A 16,694-nucleotide genomic window follows, 5' to 3' on the forward strand; every position below is an offset into this window, starting at 1 on the left:
TCAGGGGCCGGTTTCGGGTGGCTGGTGACGTGGGTGACGCAGCGTCTCCTCTCTTAGGAAAAAGAGAGGCGGTGGTGTCTGCGATGGTGCGGCGCGGCTCAGCCCGTGCATAAGGAGCCGCTTCGCGGCACGACTTGTGCAACGGCGGCGGTGCCGCCGGAACAGCAAGAGGAGCACGCACGGCCCGGGGTGCTCCTCTTGCTTGTTCGGTGCGGCGCCGGTGGCGCAGGTCAGAACGCCGCTTCCTGCTCGTGCGCGGAGGACAGAGAGTGCCGGGCCATCTCGATGTAGCGGGCCGTTTTGGTGCGGCCCCAGTCGATGAGGACGCCGCGGGCTGCGAGGGTCGGCTGCAGCCGCTTGAGCCGGTCGGAGAGGACCTTGCCGGTGGTGGGCCAGCCCTTGGGCAGGGGACGGCACTCCTCGCCGCTGTAGAGGGCGGTGAGGCAGTGCAGCCACTCCGATGACGTCATGCGGACCTCCGCGCCCTCATCGAGGCCGGCGGCGTGCTGCAGAACCGTCTGGGCGAGGAGGTCGCCTTCGATGACGTCGTCGTTGAGGTCGTCGAGGCTGGCCCGGTACGCCCGGAGTGCGCCGAAGCCGGTCGCCGCGTCGAGCTGCGCGCACAGGCGGGCGAAGTCGGCCATGCGCAGGTCGGTGGGGGTGTCCGCCTCGGCGGCCCGGACCTTCACGGTCAGGTCCAGCAGGGAGCCGAGAACGACGGGGAGGATCTCCGCGTACTCCGTCCACAGCTCTGCCTCGGTGCGCCGCACGCGGGGCCGCACGAGGCGGAGCGGGAGGAGGCGTTCGGCGAGGTCGGGGCGGATGACGCCGACGTCGATGCCGGTCAGGAGCATCGGGCGCCGGTAGCGGGAGCGGACGACATCCCCGTCGGTGAACAGCGCGCGCTTGATGCTCTCGGCGCCGGTGACGATGCAGCACATGAGGTCGGACAGGTCAGGGGGCAGGTGGGAGAGGTTGTCCAGGGCGGTGACCCAGCCCGCGGCTACGGCCGTGATCATGTTCTCCTCGTCCTTCGGGGCACGGCGCAGGTCGCCACTCATCCCTTCGATGATCCGCACCAGCATCCGGCCGCCGGTGGACTTGCCCGCCCCCTGCGGCCCGGTGAGGAACGGGGCGGGGACAGGCACGGACGGCTCCAGGCAGCCGATGAGCCAGGCGAGGGCCAGGCACTCGGTCTCGGCGCTGGCGAAGTTGCACAGGCGGAGCAGGAGGTCGATGCCCTTGCCCTCGGTGTCCTTGGCCGGCAGGGGCAGTTCCCCGGTGAGCTGGGTGCGGCGCCAGCAGACTTCCTGCGGGTCGGGAGTGCGGATGTCCCAACCGGTGGGGTGGATGCGGGCGGAACGGCCGTCGTCGCGGCCCAGGTCGAGCCAGGTCGCACCGTCAAAGCCCGGGGCGACGCGGATGTGGGTGGGCTGTACGTCCTCGGTCAGGGCGAGTGCTTCGATCAAGTCCAGCGCCTCCTTGAGTGCCGTGCCGTTGAACACGCCGATTCCGTCCTTGAAGAGGCCGACCATGAGTTCCTGCCGGTGGCTCCCGGTCGTGCCCTGGGAGCGGAGGGGCCGGGCGACGGGGTGGCCGTTCTTCTGCGCGTAGACGGTGCCGTCGATGGTGCGGAAGTAGCGGAAGTGCGCTTGTGCGTAGTCGGTGATGATCTGGCGGGCGGGAGTCTTCTCGTCCTCGGGCATGGCTACATCCCCAGTGCGGTGCGGGCGTTGGTCCACGCGTCGGTGCAATGCCGGGCCGTTTCACCCTTGGCCTGCGCGGCAGTGAAGAGCCGGGCAACATGGGCGTCGGTGAGGCAGCCACACCGGCCATGCGTCGACAGCACCGCGAGAAACGTCCGGTACACGGTCGCGTGGATCGAGCTGCGGGCGGCGGTGATCCGCTGCACGGCCATGGACACGCCACGCTCCAGATAGGTGGGTGTGCGGTGCGGGCACTCGCCCCCACGACCACTGAGAGGCGCTGTGAGGCTCTGTGGAGCCCTGCGGGCCGGGGGAGGGGCCTTTACTGCCAACGCGCGCACAGAGTCCGGCAGAGGGGCCGTGATGCCTGCGCCGTGTCCGAGCCAACGGGCGTATGCCATAAGGGACTTGATGTCGACGCCGGGCCGTACGGCGTTGGCGGACGGCATGGTGCCCCGGTAGATCCAGTGCTCGCCCCGCGTCGTGGGCACGGTGCAGGTGGCGGGCAGTGTCTCGCGGGCCCACCGGACGGCGGCGGGGTTGTCCAGGTCAACGACGGTCAGTCCGGCCCCGCCGGGGTGGTAGGCCACGACCGCCGCGTGCCGCCACGTCCACGCCCACGCGGGGGAGGCGATGATGCGCGGGTCGGTGGTGGCTGCGGCCCACGCATGGCAGGGACCGGGGCAGGCGCACAGCCCGGGGCTCTTCATGTTCGGCCGGCCACCGCACGCGTTGTCCGCGCAGCGGTCGCAGTTGCCGAAGGGGACCTTGCCCGCCCTCAGCGGCAGGACCGGGATGCGCAAGGCGGCGAGGAAGAGCGCGGTACGCAGGTGCTCGCTCATGCCGCCGCCGCCAGCGCACGGGAGGTGAGGAAGGCACGTCCGATGTGTTCGGCGTAGGCGGGCGGGATGCACTCGCGGATGCCGTCGCGGTTCATCCAGGGCACGGCCATCACCCGCCGGGCGAGTTCGACACCGGAGAAGTTGCCGACGAACTGGCCGTAGTGCCCGGGTGGGACGGGGCGGCCCATCTTCGCTTGCGGCACGGTGTGGGCCGGGTGCTCGGGCTGGGTGAGGTGGAAGCCTCCGCCGGTTTCGAAGAACCGGTGCCGGTAGGTCTCCAGGCCGAACATGGGCCCGCAGAGCATCACGGGGTTGCGGAGCTTGGGTGAGGCGCCGCCCACGTTCTCCATCACCCACGGCCGCCCGGTGGTTTCCAGCGCGGTGCGGGTGGGGGCGATCAGGTCGGGGTGGGCGTTGTTCTGGATGCGCTGGCAGTCGCTGTCGTGCTGGCACGGCGGTGAGGCGTGGATGAAGTCGAACCCTGCGCCGTGTTCCAGGGCGAAGGTGGTGGCGTCGGCCTGGATGAACCGGAAGGGGTAGCGGGGCTGCGGGTTCTTGTCGACGCCGGTCACGTCGAAGCCGGCGTCGTTGTAGCCCTTGGCGGCGCCGCCCTGGCAGCAGTACAGGTCCAGTAAGCGCGGACGCCGTCCGCGTACTCGCCGGATGTCGGTGGGTTGGGTCATGCTGGGAGACCTCCAACGGGTCTGTAGGGGCTGGTTGGTAAGGGCGGCCCGGGCTTTGGCGAGAGCGGGCCGCCCGCTTTCATGGGTGGGGCAGAACTGCGGACGCCGGGTGATCGGCGCGGGCAGAATGTGGCCGGTGAGGACAGTGAGGCGGCGGGACAAGTCACCGGGCAAGCAGTTCTGGCGCAAGTTCGAGGAGGAGGTCGAGCGCGCCGTAGCCGGGCTGGGCAATGCCGACGTACAGCGCGATGTGACCGTCCCGGGAGTGCTCAGCGGACGTCCCCGCCAGATCGATGTCCTCGCCAGAGGCGAGGTGGCCGGCTGCCCGATGACGGTCGTCTTCGAAGCCAAGTGCTACGGAGGAACGGTTCAGATCGGCAAGGTTGATGAGCTTGTCGGCAAGGCTCTCGACGTGGCAGCCCAAAGCGCCGTTCTGTACTCGCCCAAGGGGTTCTCTGCGGGTGCACGGGCGCGTGCCGCTGGTACGCAGAACAGCCCGCTTCGGGTCGGTGTGGCGAAACTGGAGGTCGACTGGCTGGAGACTGAGTCGGCGGCCGAGCATGCGATGTCCAGGTACGTTCCCGGCCAGATCCGGCGGAGTGACCGCGTCATGTACGACATCACCAGTCTCTCCGCTCTCGGGCCGTACCCTGCCGATCTGATGGAGACGGACGACTACGGCCAGTTCTTCCGGGGAGAGGCTCCCCTGTTCGTTAGCCGCTAGCTGTGCTCAGCGGTGGAAGTGGCTGCGCTTGAAGACGGCCTTGCGGATGTTGACCGTGGTCCCTTCACGGCGGCCGCTCGCGCTGAAGACCTGGACGGCGATCCAGCCGCCGAAGATGACGGCGGTGAGGGTGATGAGCTGGGTGATCAGCGCGGTCAGTGCGGTGATGAAGGTGGTGAGCAGCAGCAGCCCGCCGCACACCGCGAGGAACCCGATGCCCCCGAGGGCGACGTTCACCGCCGCGCGGGAGACGGCCGGCTTGGCCGCGACCGGTTCGGTCTTGGCGGGCTCGACGGCGTAGCCGGTGACCACTCGGCCGTCCGGCAGGACGACGCTCGCGACCGTCGGCACGTTGTCCAGTTGCACCGGCACCACGGGTGCGAGGGTGATCGGGGTGGGCGTGTGGACCTCGACGGCTCGGCCGTTGGGTGCGTTGCGGGTCGGTTCGGGGGACATGCGGAATCCCTTCCAATGCTGGGTTAGGGAGGGCACGGCACTCCCACGGGGATGACGTGTGGAGGGGGTTTCAGAGGCTCTGAGCTGCGGCCTCCCTGCTTCCCTGATGGATCATTTGGGCTGGTCAGCGCCAGGGAGGCGGGTCGGGGAGGGGTTCAGGGAGTTCTCCCTGCCTCCCTGGCCCGGGCGGGGTCGCCTCCCTGCCGTCAGGAGGCGGAAGCGGAACCCGTCTCGTCGCGGTCGGTGAGGGCGCGGGTGAGGCGGTCGCGGCTGATGACCATGACGCCGTCGGACTTGTACGGCTCGGCTCCGGTGCCGTCCAGGACGCGCTTGAGGTCGATGAACGACCAGCTGCCGTAGGCGTCCGGGTTCACGCCGGCGAGCCGGGTGATGACCTCCTGGGTGCGCACGCGGGTGTCGGTGCCGACGACGGCCGCGATGTCGGCGAGCGGGTCCCGCTCCTCGTCGCGTTCGATGGTGTGCAAGGTGGTGATGCCGTCGCGCAGTGCGCGGGCGCGGGCGGCGATGGCCTTGGCTTCGTCGTCGCTGATGTAGTGCGTGCGCACGGTGATGGACGACTGGCCGGCCGGGGTGTCGATGCCGTCGGAGGCGACGACCAGAGTTCCCTTGTCCAAGCCCTGGCGCAGCAGGTGCGGGGCGGCGCCGCCGTCGACGGCCTTGTCGCCGAGCGCCATGCGGGACTGGGATTCGGTGCCCAGGGCGAGGGCGGCGCGGGTGTGGGCTCCCTCTCGCACGAGCTTGGGCAGGTTCTGGTCGGTGGGGTCCTGGGTGCCCTCCCACATCAGCACGTTCACGACGCGGCCCTGATTGTGGACCTTGCGGACGGCCATGAAGTAGCGGGAGGTGGCCTTGGAGCCGCCGTAGGGGCGGCCGTCTTCGTCCTTGACCGGGCACATGAACGCCACCTGTGCTTCGTCCACGATGCCGATCAGCGGCGGGAACACCGCGTCCGGGTTGGTCCGGCGGGTCTCGATGCGGTGGTTCATCTCCTCGACCAGGCCCTCGACCATCTCGGTGGCCTGGATGACCTGTTCGTCGGCCGGGCCCTGGATGAGCACGGTGGCGATGCCGTCGAACATGGCCCAGTCACCGCCCTTGAGGTCGGCGATGCGCACCTCGACCGTGCGGTCCAGGACGGCCCACAGGGCGAGCGCGCGCAGGGAGGCGGTCTTGCCCTGGTTGGACAGACCGGTGATGAGCAGGTGCCGCTGATACAGGCTCAGCGCCGCCGCGTCGCCGCGCAGGTCCTGTCCCCAGGGGGCCTTGCCGGTCTTGTAGTTGGCGGTCACGGTCTCGTCGGTGACCAGCGGGGACGGGCCGATCGGCTCGTCCAGCGCCCCGGAATCGGCGATCCACAGCCGCACCGTGCGGGCGGCGGTGGGGATGGTGATGAACACCTCGTGCTCGTGCCGGGACAGGTTCTCGGCGAGCTTGCGCCGCTTGCCCTGCACCTCGTTCGTGGACACCCCCGAGGGAAGGGTCACGTCGACTTCCACGCCGCATCCGGCGATGACGATCGGGGACAGCATCGACGCTCCTGCGTCGCCCATCTCGGTGATGGCCTTGCGCAGGGCAGGGATTCCGAGGTCGCGCAGGGCCTTGACCACGATCGACGGCGTGATCGGCTCCCCCTCCCCGTTGCGGACGTTGGGCGGGAGCGCCCACTGGGGTGCGGCCTGCTGGTGGGCGCCCACCGACCACAGCGCCAGCAGCGCGAGCAGAGGGCCGACCGTGATCGCCGGGCCCCAGACCACCCGCACGATGGTGACCATCAGGTTGATGAACTTGATGACGGCCATCAGCGGTGTGACGACCTCGGAGGCGTCCTTGGTGGCGACGGCCATCGCGATGCCGAGCAGGACCAGGCCACCGATGCCCATGCCGGCACTGACCGCCGCGCCCTTGGCCGCGTCCAGCGGGGAATGCAGCAGGTCCATGCGGCGGCGGTGCCGTGCCTCACGGAAGCGCTGCCCGCGCTCCTCCCACTCCGCTGCAGCTTCGAAGTTCCCCGCGGCTTCCGCCGTGCGCATGTAGCGCTCATAGCGGGCGGCGGTCCGGCCGTCCCACGCCCGACGCCCGACGATCCGCGCGCCACCAGCGAGGTAGAGGGAGTGCCGGGCGATCGTACGGGCGGTGGTCTTCGTCCGCTCGTGGCTGACGGCGGTCTTGATGGCGCGCCCGGAACGGACCCAGAACGGGACCAGGGGCGCGGCCGACGGGTCGGGGACCACGGTCAGGGTGGTCACGGCAGCCGGGTCGGGATCGGTGTCCTTGTGCAGGTGAACGACGTTGCCGCTCATGACGGAACTACTCCTGTCTGCCCCGTGTGGGGCGGGAAGCCTGAGGATGTGGGCCCCTGCTCGGCACGGCGCGAGCGGGGGCGGGCACGGGATCAGCGGCGCCGGTGGCCGGCCTCGTGGGCGCGCAGGGCCGCCTTGCACGGCGGGCACTTGCGGCTGGGGCCGTCACCGACGACCGGGGCGGGGATGACCTGGCCGCAGACGGCCCGGGTGACGCCGAAGACCAGCGGCCCGCAGTCGGGGCAGTGGAAGTGCGAGTCCAGGACGGGCAGGGCACGGTCGGTGCGGGACATGGTCACCACCACCCGGAGAACTTCTTCGCGGCGTTGGTCTTGGCGGCCTCGGTCACGATCCGCTGCCGCTCCATCCGCAGCGCGGTGATTTCGGCGGTCAGTCGTGTCTCGGCCGACTGCCAGGCGGTGTCGAGCTTGCGGTCCGCTCGGGCGGTGCCGTTGCCCCGGTGCAGGCTGTAGGCGCCGGATCCGATCGCTCCGAGCACGGCGCGGCGCTCGCGGCTGTTCAGCGGCCACATCTCGCGGTTCTGGACCGCTTCCAGCTTGCGGGTGGTCTGCAGGATCGCCTTGTCCAGGCGGCGGGTGTCGGGCTTGCCCATGTCAGGCACTCCTCACAGCTCGGGAGGGGTCGGGGAACGCGCAGGACACGCACATGCCGAGCGAGGGCGGGATGACGTAGCCCGCATCCCGGCGGCAGGTCGGGCAGGTGCGGCGGGCGCGGTTGGCCTTGGCCAGGGCCGCCCACCGGGCCTCGGTCATCGGCCGGACCGGCTTGGCGAGGTCGATGCGGTAGAGGTAGGCGATGAGCGGGCCGCGCCGGCGGCGCGGGCGTTCGAGCTGCGCGGCCACCGGCTGGCCCCCGGGGCGCAGGCCGTGGGCGCGGAGTTGGCGGTAGGTGGCGTAGCCGTCCGGGGCCAGGCGCCACCGGAACACCGGCAGCGCCCCCATCACACGACCCGCTTCCACGCGGCCCGGAGGCGGACCTCGGAGGCGGAGTGGCCGGCCGCACGGAAGCGGGAGGCCATCTCCCGGTAGGACAGGGCCGGGTCCTCGCTGTGCCGGATCTCGTCCACCACGGCATCGAGTGCGTCATCGGTGAGCGCGGGCCCTTCCAGCGCCGGGGCAACCGGCTCCATCGGGCCCCATACGGGCAGGTCCCAGCGGGGCGTGACACCGGGCGTGACGCGGGCCGTCACGCTGGTCAGCGCACGGCCGGTGTCCTCACCTGAGCGGGCCGTCTCCAGCGTCGCCCACGCCCTAGAGAGCGTCTGGGCGGTCTTGGCCTGGACGCGTGCGACGCGTGCCCCGGCACCCGTCACGGCGGTCAGCCGGGTCTCCTCGGTGGCCGCTTCGGCGCGCAGCCGGGCGCGGGCCACGGCTGCTTCGTCGCGGGCCTCCTGCTGAATCCCTCGGATCGCGTCCAGGGCGGCCGGCGTGAGTGCGGTGCGCTCCCACAGCCCGTGCACCAGCCACAAGGCCTTGGCCGCGATGGGCAGCCAGGCGACAGCCAGCCAGGCGGCGGAGTCGTCGGCGGTGAGCGCGTGTGCGATGAGGACGCCGGCCGCGATCAGGCCGAAGCCCCATCCGACCGCGGTCACGGCGTTGCTGTGGTCGCCCTGCGCGGCGAGGCGGCGTTCGTAGGCGAGGGTGGCCAGCCAGCCGCCGTCGATCCCGAGACCGACGACCAGCGCGACCGGCCACGGCACCGCCGCACCCAGCCACATCACGACCACGGCCAGGGTCAGGACCATCGACACCGCCGTCATCGCGACGGCGGGCAGCACAGTCTTGCGGTTCATCGGCTGGCCTCCCCGTCGTACTCCTCCCAGTCGCCCGGCTCCCAGACGTACCGCTCGCCCATCCATTCGTCGTCGCAGTCCGGCACCAGCACCAGCGGCGGGCACTCCGGTGAGGGGAAGAGGCGGTCGATCAGGCGCCGCAGGGCGCGGCGGACGCGGGTCATGCCGCACCGCCCGGCAGGCTCATGCCGGTGGTGTGGTTGGCCAGCGCCGCCCGCGCGGCGAGCACCCGGCGGCGGGCCCGCCGGATCCGACGGGCGTCCAGCTCGCTCGGCGTGCGGTCGAGTGTGATGATCTGCGCATCCAGTAGATCGACCTCCGCCAGAGTCAGCGGCATCTCCTGTTCAACCGCGTGCAGTTCAGCGGCGGTCGGCTCCCGCCAGTCGGCGAACGCGGTAACAGCGTCCTGAACAGTGACGATGTGCTCCATTGGGTCGTGTTCCTCTCACGTAGGAACGGCCCGAACAGCGCCCCCGGTGTTCCCGCACCGGGGGCGCGCGCCGTTGAAGTCGGAACATCCGGCTCCCCTCGGCGCTGCTCGTACGAGACGAGCAGCGGAGGCAACCGGCCGCAGCGGTGCTGCGGAGATTGGGTCGCGCTGTACTCGCACGCTGGGGCAGAACCCGCGTACGTCACCCACTTGCTTGCGGAGGCGGGGTGATCTACCTCAGGCACTCTGTTGAGTTCTCAAGCAACGGCCGGCAGGGGGCTTTCTCCCTCGCGGGGGGTGAGCTATCCCGAACCAGAGGTCTATGGGCAGCCCAAAGAAGGGCCGTTCCGCGCCGCTGTCCTAGGACTGCGGGCGACCTGAGGAGACAGTGGCACGTAGTCCTAGGACTGTCAACAGTCCTAGGACTGTGTTTCACTGGTTTGCATCGAGAGGAGTTCGACGTGGCACCGAAGTGGCGCGACCTGGCGGACAGGCTCGCGAAGCAGATCAGGAACGGTCAGTACGCACCGGGCGCTCAGTTGCCGCAGATCAGGGAGCTGGTCGAAGCGGGAGAAGGATCGAAGGCCACGGTTCATCAGGCATACAAGGCCCTGGAGGCTGAGGGCCTCGTGACCTCTACGCGTGGCCACGGGACCGTCGTACGGCCGCGCACTCCCCTCAAGCGACTCGGTATCACCCGCTACGACAAGGCCAAGTGGCGGGACGGGGACGAAGTCGCGTTCATTGCCGACCGCGTCGCGTCTGGCCGCGGGTACAAGCGCGACGAACAGACGCAGACGGTTAGTCGCGAGAGGGCGAGCAGCTTCGTTGCGGAAGGCCTAGGAGTGCCCGTCGGCTCCGACGTCTACGCGCGCGCCCGTCTGGTGAAGGAGGGGACTCAGCCGACGCACACGCTGACCAGCTACTACAGGCCCGAACATGTCGAAGGAACGCGCATCGTCGACCCCACCCCTGGGCCGGCCGGCAGGGGTGGCGGGTATCGCGTCCTCTACGACGCTGGATACGAGATCGATCACATGAAAGAGGCTTTGTTCGCCCGCGTTCCAACGGCTGAAGAAGCGCAGATGCTGCAGTTGCCTGCCGGCGAACCTGTGGTCGAACTGCACCGGACGACGTACACGGCAGACGGTACGGTCGTCGAGTTCGCCGTCGGCATCCACTCGGCATCCCGCTTCGCGTGGGAGTACGAGTTCAAGGTTCCCGACTCTGCCTACCACAACGGTGCGGAGGATTCAGCGTGATCTCCGAGCAGGACCGGCAAGACGCACAGCTCTTGTGGGACTACCAGCAGATGCATCACGAGCCCCGCCCATGCTCGGTCGCTATCGGTCTCGGTAGTCACGACCTTGGCGTCGCCGACACCACCGTCGATCTGTACCGCCGGGGCATGATGCCGTTGATCGTCTTCACTGGCGCCACCAGCCGAACCACGCAGGACCGCATGCCGCGCGGTGAGGCTGAGCATTACCGGGACCGTGCTCTGGAGCTGGGTGTGCCGGCGGACGTCATTCTCGTAGAGCCGCACGCTCGCAACACCGGCCAGAACATTTCCTTGTCCCGCGCTCTGCTTGAGGAGCGCGGGGCAACGGTGGCGTCCGTGCTTCTCGTCAGTAAGCCGTATGAGGAACGAAGGGCATACGCCACTGCACGGAAGCTGTGGCCGGAGGTCGAGTGGGTAAGTGCGTCCACTCCGCTGACGTTTCCTGAATATGTCGAGTCGATTCAGGACGCGCGGCTGGTAATCGACATGCTTGTTGGGGCTCAGCAGCGAATCATGGTCTATCCTCAGCAGGGATTCATGATCGAGCAGCATATTCCTGACGACGTAATCAAGGCATTCGAGCGTCTGTGCAGAGGCGGGTTCACTAGCCGACTGATCTGAACAGCAGAGATAGGGCGGCAGTCACAGGGCTTATGGCAGGGAAGCGTAGGGAGTGGCGGATTCCCACTTCTTGTCAAATTGCTCTTTAAAGAACTCGTACCATGTGCCGTCGTTCTGTCGAGTGACGGAAAATGTCGGGCGCTGCCAGTGCTCGGCCTGGAATGTGGCGATGCGCATCACGATTTTGCCGTGATCGGCTGCTGGATCAGACGCAATCACCGTGCAATGAGGAACGTGTGTGAGGGTCCTGATCTCAAGCTTGCCGGAAACTGGGCCGGAAAAAGGTGCCTCCAGTCGCCTCAAGTTAGCTTCCAGATTGGCGCTAAGCTCGCTGGCGCTACGGTTGTCTGCTTCGCTCGCTGCGATGGTCATGGCTGTGCTGCCGGGCTCGATCACGAGGATCTTGACATGAAGCCCCTTCGTGACGGCCTTTCTTATTTCGCTTGCGTAGGAAACTAGATGCAGTTCAAGAGTCCAACCATGGATCCACACCTCTCGTGATGACGAAATCATCTCTTTGATTTCTTCGCCATCGTCTACAGGGGTGAAGAAGTTGTCTGCGCTCGACCGGGTTCCGATCGCGGTGAGTGACTTGTTTATTTTTTCACTCTGTGAGCGAATTCTGAGAAGTGAAAAGCCTACCAGCGCCAGTACTGCCAAGATCCCGGAGGTGACTATCTCCTGTGAGGCTTTCCCGGTCAGTCCTAGAACTCCGAATATGACCGCAGCGGCCAAAGTGACGTACAAATCGAGGCTGTAGATGGCGCTGCGCGCAATCGTTGAGAAGCGAGAGCTGGGATTAGGCATGTCGACCCCCCACGGTGGAACCTGTACCTGAGATTGTCTCCATTAGCGCCCGTCGCGAATCATGCCGATGAGCGTCGGCTGGCGCAGGGGCTATACGTGGGCGTTCACGGCCCCAGGTCGAACCGCTGACGGCAGTGGGTGACGGCGGCAACAGCGGTGCCTGCGGCTGTACCAGGAGAATCAGGCGCTTCGGTGGGGTCCTGGCCGGCACAGCGGTTGGGACGAGAAGGGCAACCCGGATTGGGCAGGATCGAGGCGGTAGAGATGCGATGCATGGTGCCGGATGCCAGCTTCTTTAGGAAGCGGCTGGCAGTTGGAAATCGAGTCGGGCCTGGGTGTTTCGGAGCATCATGAAGGTGTTCATGTAGGTGACTCCCATGGCCCGGCAAGCGTCAGGGATGAGGACTCGCTTTCTGGCCTCTGGCCGTGGTTGCTCATGCGTCACCAATGTGTGTTTGTGCGCAGTCGCGTAGGCAACCAAGAAAAAGTCCGCAGCGTTAGTCAAGAATTCAGTGAGTGCTGCTGCCGTGTACATCCTTGACTGAGCCCAGGAAGTTAGAGGAGCGAAGTGCGAGGTGGCAACTTCGTCAATTGGGCGAAAGAAATCTGCGTGGCTTCTGGCCCATCGTGCTAGCTCGTCCTCTCTTTCGAAAAGCTCATCCCGTACCGGCTCGATACTGCAGGCAATGTGACTTGCGTGCGCATAATCCAGCCATGCCCAGAATCCAGGTGCTATGTCGAAGGCGTAGTAGCGATTCTTCGCTTCAATCAGCACATTGGAGTCAACTAGGAACATCAAGCGGCCCCGATTTTCTCAACGAGATTCTGAAACGTTTGATGCTTCTTTGTGCCCAGCAGGCTATAGGCGTCTCTGAACTGCGTTCCCCCTTCGAGAGTGTCGGTGATGACTGCTCGTGCGAACTGGCGGCTAAGCCTAAGAGGGTGAACATTATAGAAGTCCCCGCCACCGCTGCCCTCTCCAGCCTTGAGGAGCGCCATGACTCGGCTAAGCTCATCGGCGTAGCGACTCTGATAGTCGTCCCACTGCAAGAACTTGCCGTCAAAGAGGCGTTTAAGTACTACTAGGGTGCTGACACGGTATCTGCGAGCGAGACGGGTCAATTCGGCTACGGTTGGATCGCCTCGATAGGCCCCGCGAAGATCCATCATTGGGACGAGTACTTCCGCAGCTACAAGATTGCACCATTTTTCTGCGTCGTTGTCGGTTTGCTTCGCGAGGGCAGCATCCGATAGAGCACTTTGGCCCAGGTATACGTGAGCCAGCTCGTGCACCATGGTGAAAATTTGAGCTGCTTTGGTGTCCGCTCCATTAACGAAAATGAGTGGCGCAACTGGATCGGACAAGGCGAACCCCCGAAACTCTCTGGGGTCCAGCTTACGGTGCGTGTCGACTCCCACGATGCCGTTCACCATGACAAGCACGCCAGCGTTTTCGATACGGTCAATCAGGCCGCGCAAAGCCTCTTTCCATGACGGGAAAGAGACTCGGTCCTCGATCTCAAACCGCAACAATTGCCTAACGTGACCGGCCACGGTTAAAGGATTGTCTGATAGGCGAGCGGACCCAACGAATTCGACATGCGGGTAGCCATGCATATTGGCATAGTCCCGATACCAATCTTGCCGCGACTGGCAGGAATAGATGGTGTCGAGGAGGTCCACGGATGGGCGGCTAATGGATCTATTGCCGATAGTCCGCATGTCGGGGATCGGTACAGGCTCGTCCGGAGGAGTGGGTAGGAACAGTAGGCCGATCGGGGCGTGTGTCGCCTGGGCAAATTGCTCCAGCTGTTTCAGTGTCGGACGGGCGTCACCAGCGAGCCACGCATTGAGCTTTGGGGCCCGCTTCGCGACCTGATCATCCGACCAGCCGGCCCGCTCCACTGCCCAGCGCAGGAGCGCAGGCTCAACTTGAACACGAACAGACACGCAATCCACCTCCCCCATGACCCTAGGTTAGGTACCAGAGTGATGCTTGCGAACTCCACCTTCAGTCACGGAACGGTCACTGCTGCAGGGTGAAACCTTGCCCAGCTGCCCTGTCGGCTATGCGGACCGATGCAAACAGCGTGGCCGGGTGCATCTGCACGGCTAGTACGACGGTGCACCGCTGTCCGGTACGGCTATGCAGTTCACCGCGTCGCCGGAGACCTGAGGGCTCCGTCGATGACGCCTCCTGCCGTCGCAAGCCGCGTCCACCGCTAACTACGGACTGCCGTAGGGGATTAGCACTGCGTTAGAGGCGCATGCGCGCCCACACCTACGCACTGGTGCTTGCGCAGACCCCCAGGGTGCGGCAACGCTGGATGTAACGATTGCGTAACGGGTCCTTGGTGGCGAACGAGACGCGATGGCAATGCCTTCCGAGAGCTGCCTTGCACCCGACTCAAGGTCCCGGCGTGGGAGGGCCTGGATGTGCCGGTCGCCCATGCCGGGTGGGCGCCTGTGGCCCAGGTGCTGCCGCTGCCGCTACCTGCAGGATCCTCCACCGTACCGCCTCTTTGCATTACTGAGCCATGCATTGGCAGGGTAGATAAAACGTGCAGCTCAAACCCCACCCTAACGCAGCCATAGATGCGTGCCTGTTCGATGCTTTCGTGAAGTAGCAAAGTTTGGCTGGGATGCGCAGCCGCTGGTGTTTGCCTCACTCTGGGCAGGCATCGGGGCGGTGTGGCCAACGAAAGACGGCCCCCGGGTGCACGGGAGCCGCCCTGACCTCATCAGGTGAAGAGAAAGGTCAGTGGTGACACTACCGACAGAGCCGCAGGAGTTAGCGCCAGGCGGGGACGATGCGGGGCCCTCAGTAGCCGAGGGAACGCCTCAGAGGCGCTGGAAAAGACGGCGGTGGCTTGTGCTTGCCAGGCTCTCCGGGGTGGGGGGCGCCGTCTTGGTGCTGGTTCGCCTTCTGCCTTCGCTGGCTGTTCCGATTGGAACAGCCACCGGTGTCGTGGCCGCGGTAGTGGCTACGGCTCAGTGGCTTGGGGGAGGGCGAGGCGAGGGAGAGCCGTAGATCCTGACTTCTGGGCCGCTGAGGTGGTTTGAACAAGAGGCTGCTTCCCCCAGGTGTCCCCCAGCGGAGACATCCAGGTGCAAACCTGCAGGTGGCGGGCGCCGGAGGCGGCCCGCTGTAAATCTGCCGGCTCGTAGGTCTGGCCATCCGATCAGCCCTATTGGCGCCGAAGCGGGGCCGTCTGTGGGCCGTCGAAGGGCGGCCTCAGGTGACTGACGATGGCCAAGGACGACCCTTCGGGTATCCGGCTGCGCTGCATCGACGTCCAACGCGCGAGGTGGCTTTGGGGCCTCGTCTCTTCCTGCGCAACAAGAAGTCGGAGTGGGAGGAGTACCGCTCGGAGGTCACGGCGTTCGAGCTGCGGAAGAACCTGCCGGTGCTGTAGACGCAGGCCGGGCGGGTCGCCGCCGAAACGATCCCTTGGGGCCGACGGTCACGGACCGTCGGCCCCTCCACGCCGTGCGGGCCGACGGCGGCGGACGCCAGACGGTCCGTAGTGGCCGGAACACGCCCGGCGAAGGGCGGGCCCGCACATCCACCGATGAAGCGGCGCATGCCGTGAAGATGGCCTCTCCACCTGGAAATGCCACCTTCTCCTCCGGGGAGAGTGCGAACAGCATGCAAGCCTCCGCACCCCTGCTCGCCGTGTGCGCCGGGTACTTCATGGTCATCCTGGACGTCACGGTCATCAATGTCGCCGTGCCCGTCGTGGGCCGGGAGCTGTCGGCCTCGCTCACCGGCATCCAGTGGATCACGGACGGGTACACCCTGGTCTTCGCCGGGTTCCTGATGACCGGCGGGGCGCTGGGCGACCGGCTGGGCAACCGGCGCGTGTTCTGTGCCGGTGTCGTGGTGTTCACGGTGTCCTCGGCCGCCTGCGCCTTCGCACCGACCGCCGGTTTCCTCGTCGTGGCCCGGCTGGTGGAGGGGCTCGGTGCCGCGCTGATCGTCCCCGGCTCCCTCGCCCTGCTGCAGGAGGCCTACCCGGCGCCCGCGGCACGCTCGCGCGCCTTCGGGCTCTGGGGGTCGATGGCGGGCATCGCGGCCTCCGCCGGGCCGCTGCTGGGCGGGCTGCTGGTGTCCACGGTGGGCTGGCGCTGGGTCTTCCTCGTCAACCTGCCCGTCGGCGCGGTCTGCCTGGCGCTGACGCAGCGCTACGTCGCGCCCTCGCCGCGCCAGGCGGACCGGGCCCTGGACGCGTCGGCGCAGTGCGCCGTGATCGTGGCCGTGGCCCTGCTGACCGCCGCGCTGAACGAGGCCGGACGGCGGGGCTGGACCGATTCCGCCGTGCTCGCCGGGCTGGGTCTGGCAGCACTGGCCGTGGTGGCGTTCCTGGTGCGCGAGCGGCTCGCCCGGGCCCCCGTCCTCCCGCTGCGGCTGCTGCGCTCACCCGCGATGAGCGGCGCGGCGGCCGTCGGCCTGCTGTTCAACTTCGCCTTCTACGGCATGGTGTTCACCGCCAGCCTGTACTTCCAGCACCAGCGGGGCTACAGCGCCCTCAGGACCGGGCTGGCCCTGTTCCCGGCGGTGGCGATGACCATGTTCGCCTCCGTCCTGTCCGGGCGGCTGTCCCGCCGTACCGGTGACCGTCCGCTGGTGGTCTCCGGGATGCTCCTGGGCGCCCTCGGGCTGGCCGGCTGGGCCGCGGCGGGCACCGAGCCCGCCTACCCGCTGCTGGTGGCCCCGATGATGGCCACCGGATTCGGTACGTCCTTCGCCCTCACCGGCTCGACCGCCACCGTGATGGGCGCCGCGCCCCCGGCGTACGCGGGTGCCGCCTCGGCCCTGTTCAACACCACCCGCCAGATCGGCAGCGCCACCGGCGTGGCCCTCGGCGGCAGCCTGCTGGCCACCGGAGCCGACTACGGCGCCGGCCTGCGCACCGGCATGGCAGTCGGCGCCCTCGCCTACCTGACCGCGGCGGCCCTGGCCTGGCGGTGCGTGCCGGCCAGGGCGCACGTGCCGGGCTGAACCGCGG

18 protein-coding genes and 1 pseudogene are annotated in these 16,694 nt (G+C 67.5%); 5 read left to right on the forward strand and 14 right to left on the reverse strand.

The annotated features are described in order from the left end of the window. Nucleotides 1-230 precede the first annotated feature (230 nt). From ACIHEJ_RS11845 to ACIHEJ_RS11855, 3 genes are read right to left on the reverse strand one after another with little or no spacing between them, the layout of a single operon-like run. Entirely contained in the window at nt 231-1,706 is a 1,476-nt protein-coding gene (locus tag ACIHEJ_RS11845; protein WP_400134396.1) for an ATP-binding protein, read from the reverse strand. 2 nt (nt 1,707-1,708) lie between these two features. After that, the gene (locus ACIHEJ_RS11850) at nt 1,709-2,548 is read right to left on the reverse strand and encodes a bifunctional DNA primase/polymerase (RefSeq protein ID WP_400134399.1); all 840 of its coding nucleotides are present in this window, start codon (nt 2,546-2,548) and stop codon (nt 1,709-1,711) included. After that, nucleotides 2,545-3,231, reverse strand: coding sequence for an SAM-dependent methyltransferase (locus ACIHEJ_RS11855; protein ID WP_400134401.1), 687 nt, complete (start codon nt 3,229-3,231; stop codon nt 2,545-2,547). The genes ACIHEJ_RS11850 and ACIHEJ_RS11855 overlap by 4 nt, the downstream gene beginning before the upstream one ends. A 136-nt stretch (nt 3,232-3,367) precedes the next feature. Between ACIHEJ_RS11855 and ACIHEJ_RS11860 the strand changes: the two genes are divergently transcribed. Continuing rightward, on the forward strand, nt 3,368-3,955 hold the full coding sequence (locus ACIHEJ_RS11860) for a restriction endonuclease (RefSeq protein WP_400134403.1): 588 nt from the start codon (nt 3,368-3,370) through the stop codon (nt 3,953-3,955). 6 nt (nt 3,956-3,961) lie between these two features. On the opposite strand, the gene ACIHEJ_RS11865 is transcribed toward ACIHEJ_RS11860, so the two are convergent. The 8 genes from ACIHEJ_RS11865 to ACIHEJ_RS11900 form a co-directional block, all read right to left on the reverse strand. Beyond that, nucleotides 3,962-4,411 (reverse strand): hypothetical protein, encoded by a 450-nt coding sequence (locus tag ACIHEJ_RS11865; protein ID WP_400134405.1) that lies wholly within the window; start codon nt 4,409-4,411, stop codon nt 3,962-3,964. Between the two features lie 206 nt (nt 4,412-4,617). Further along, nucleotides 4,618-6,732: an ATP-binding protein gene (locus tag ACIHEJ_RS11870; protein ID WP_400134408.1), complete on the reverse strand. Its 2,115-nt coding sequence runs from the start codon at nt 6,730-6,732 to the stop codon at nt 4,618-4,620. Between the two features lie 92 nt (nt 6,733-6,824). Beyond that, the gene (locus ACIHEJ_RS11875) at nt 6,825-7,025 is read right to left on the reverse strand and encodes a hypothetical protein (RefSeq protein ID WP_400134410.1); all 201 of its coding nucleotides are present in this window, start codon (nt 7,023-7,025) and stop codon (nt 6,825-6,827) included. Nucleotides 7,026-7,027: 2 nt separating this feature from the next. After that, nucleotides 7,028-7,345 carry a hypothetical protein gene (locus ACIHEJ_RS11880; protein WP_400134412.1) on the reverse strand — a complete coding sequence of 106 codons (318 nt, stop codon included), beginning with the start codon at nt 7,343-7,345 and terminating at the stop codon, nt 7,028-7,030. Between the two features lies 1 nt (nt 7,346). Continuing rightward, entirely contained in the window at nt 7,347-7,694 is a 348-nt protein-coding gene (locus ACIHEJ_RS11885) for an RRQRL motif-containing zinc-binding protein (RefSeq protein ID WP_400134414.1), read from the reverse strand. Next, the gene (locus ACIHEJ_RS11890; protein WP_400134416.1) at nt 7,694-8,545 is read right to left on the reverse strand and encodes a protein spdB; all 852 of its coding nucleotides are present in this window, start codon (nt 8,543-8,545) and stop codon (nt 7,694-7,696) included. Before ACIHEJ_RS11890 ends, ACIHEJ_RS11885 begins: the two co-directional genes overlap by 1 nt. Then, a complete protein-coding gene (locus ACIHEJ_RS11895; RefSeq protein WP_400134419.1) occupies nt 8,542-8,709 on the reverse strand; it encodes a hypothetical protein in 168 nt (55 codons plus the stop codon). Before ACIHEJ_RS11895 ends, ACIHEJ_RS11890 begins: the two co-directional genes overlap by 4 nt. After that, nucleotides 8,706-8,975: a DUF6284 family protein gene (locus ACIHEJ_RS11900; protein ID WP_400134421.1), complete on the reverse strand. Its 270-nt coding sequence runs from the start codon at nt 8,973-8,975 to the stop codon at nt 8,706-8,708. Before ACIHEJ_RS11900 ends, ACIHEJ_RS11895 begins: the two co-directional genes overlap by 4 nt. Nucleotides 8,976-9,436: 461 nt before the next feature. Between ACIHEJ_RS11900 and ACIHEJ_RS11905 the strand changes: the two genes are divergently transcribed. After that, nucleotides 9,437-10,237, forward strand: a complete 801-nt coding sequence (locus ACIHEJ_RS11905; protein ID WP_400134423.1) for a GntR family transcriptional regulator — start codon at nt 9,437-9,439, stop codon at nt 10,235-10,237. Further along, nucleotides 10,234-10,878 (forward strand): YdcF family protein, encoded by a 645-nt coding sequence (locus tag ACIHEJ_RS11910; protein ID WP_400134425.1) that lies wholly within the window; start codon nt 10,234-10,236, stop codon nt 10,876-10,878. The genes ACIHEJ_RS11905 and ACIHEJ_RS11910 overlap by 4 nt, the downstream gene beginning before the upstream one ends. A gap of 30 nt (nt 10,879-10,908) precedes the next feature. On the opposite strand, the gene ACIHEJ_RS11915 is transcribed toward ACIHEJ_RS11910, so the two are convergent. The 3 genes from ACIHEJ_RS11915 to ACIHEJ_RS11925 form a co-directional block, all read right to left on the reverse strand. Further along, nucleotides 10,909-11,685 carry a hypothetical protein gene (locus ACIHEJ_RS11915; RefSeq protein WP_400134427.1) on the reverse strand — a complete coding sequence of 259 codons (777 nt, stop codon included), beginning with the start codon at nt 11,683-11,685 and terminating at the stop codon, nt 10,909-10,911. Between the two features lie 295 nt (nt 11,686-11,980). Beyond that, nucleotides 11,981-12,481: a DUF4411 family protein gene (locus ACIHEJ_RS11920; RefSeq protein WP_400134429.1), complete on the reverse strand. Its 501-nt coding sequence runs from the start codon at nt 12,479-12,481 to the stop codon at nt 11,981-11,983. Beyond that, on the reverse strand, nt 12,481-13,653 hold the full coding sequence (locus tag ACIHEJ_RS11925; protein ID WP_400134431.1) for an ImmA/IrrE family metallo-endopeptidase: 1,173 nt from the start codon (nt 13,651-13,653) through the stop codon (nt 12,481-12,483). Before ACIHEJ_RS11925 ends, ACIHEJ_RS11920 begins: the two co-directional genes overlap by 1 nt. Before the next feature lie 1,361 nt (nt 13,654-15,014). Between ACIHEJ_RS11925 and ACIHEJ_RS11930 the strand changes: the two are divergent. Together ACIHEJ_RS11930 and ACIHEJ_RS11935 are read left to right on the forward strand one after the other, a co-directional pair. Next, nucleotides 15,015-15,101, forward strand: a pseudogene (locus tag ACIHEJ_RS11930) (glutamine synthetase); the annotation flags it as partial. Between the two features lie 233 nt (nt 15,102-15,334). Further along, entirely contained in the window at nt 15,335-16,687 is a 1,353-nt protein-coding gene (locus ACIHEJ_RS11935) for an MFS transporter (RefSeq protein WP_400134433.1), read from the forward strand. Nucleotides 16,688-16,694: the final 7 nt, after the last annotated feature.

The organism is Streptomyces sp. NPDC052301 (genome assembly GCF_044593395.1).
Classification (GTDB): Bacteria; Actinomycetota; Actinomycetes; order Streptomycetales; family Streptomycetaceae; genus Streptomyces.

Coding starts and splice junctions, on each gene's coding strand:
- ACIHEJ_RS11870 (WP_400134408.1), bottom strand. CDS start 6,732: ATGAGCGGCAACGTCGTTCACCTGCACAAGGACACCGATCCCGACCCG.
- ACIHEJ_RS11915 (WP_400134427.1), bottom strand. CDS start 11,685: ATGCCTAATCCCAGCTCTCGCTTCTCAACGATTGCGCGCAGCGCCATC.
- ACIHEJ_RS11845 (WP_400134396.1), bottom strand. CDS start 1,706: ATGCCCGAGGACGAGAAGACTCCCGCCCGCCAGATCATCACCGACTAC.
- ACIHEJ_RS11890 (WP_400134416.1), bottom strand. CDS start 8,545: ATGAACCGCAAGACTGTGCTGCCCGCCGTCGCGATGACGGCGGTGTCG.
- ACIHEJ_RS11880 (WP_400134412.1), bottom strand. CDS start 7,345: ATGGGCAAGCCCGACACCCGCCGCCTGGACAAGGCGATCCTGCAGACC.
- ACIHEJ_RS11900 (WP_400134421.1), bottom strand. CDS start 8,975: ATGGAGCACATCGTCACTGTTCAGGACGCTGTTACCGCGTTCGCCGAC.
- ACIHEJ_RS11895 (WP_400134419.1), bottom strand. CDS start 8,709: ATGACCCGCGTCCGCCGCGCCCTGCGGCGCCTGATCGACCGCCTCTTC.
- ACIHEJ_RS11935 (WP_400134433.1), top strand. CDS start 15,335: ATGCAAGCCTCCGCACCCCTGCTCGCCGTGTGCGCCGGGTACTTCATG.
- ACIHEJ_RS11865 (WP_400134405.1), bottom strand. CDS start 4,411: ATGTCCCCCGAACCGACCCGCAACGCACCCAACGGCCGAGCCGTCGAG.
- ACIHEJ_RS11920 (WP_400134429.1), bottom strand. CDS start 12,481: ATGTTCCTAGTTGACTCCAATGTGCTGATTGAAGCGAAGAATCGCTAC.
- ACIHEJ_RS11925 (WP_400134431.1), bottom strand. CDS start 13,653: ATGGGGGAGGTGGATTGCGTGTCTGTTCGTGTTCAAGTTGAGCCTGCG.
- ACIHEJ_RS11885 (WP_400134414.1), bottom strand. CDS start 7,694: ATGGGGGCGCTGCCGGTGTTCCGGTGGCGCCTGGCCCCGGACGGCTAC.
- ACIHEJ_RS11855 (WP_400134401.1), bottom strand. CDS start 3,231: ATGACCCAACCCACCGACATCCGGCGAGTACGCGGACGGCGTCCGCGC.
- ACIHEJ_RS11875 (WP_400134410.1), bottom strand. CDS start 7,025: ATGTCCCGCACCGACCGTGCCCTGCCCGTCCTGGACTCGCACTTCCAC.
- ACIHEJ_RS11850 (WP_400134399.1), bottom strand. CDS start 2,548: ATGAGCGAGCACCTGCGTACCGCGCTCTTCCTCGCCGCCTTGCGCATC.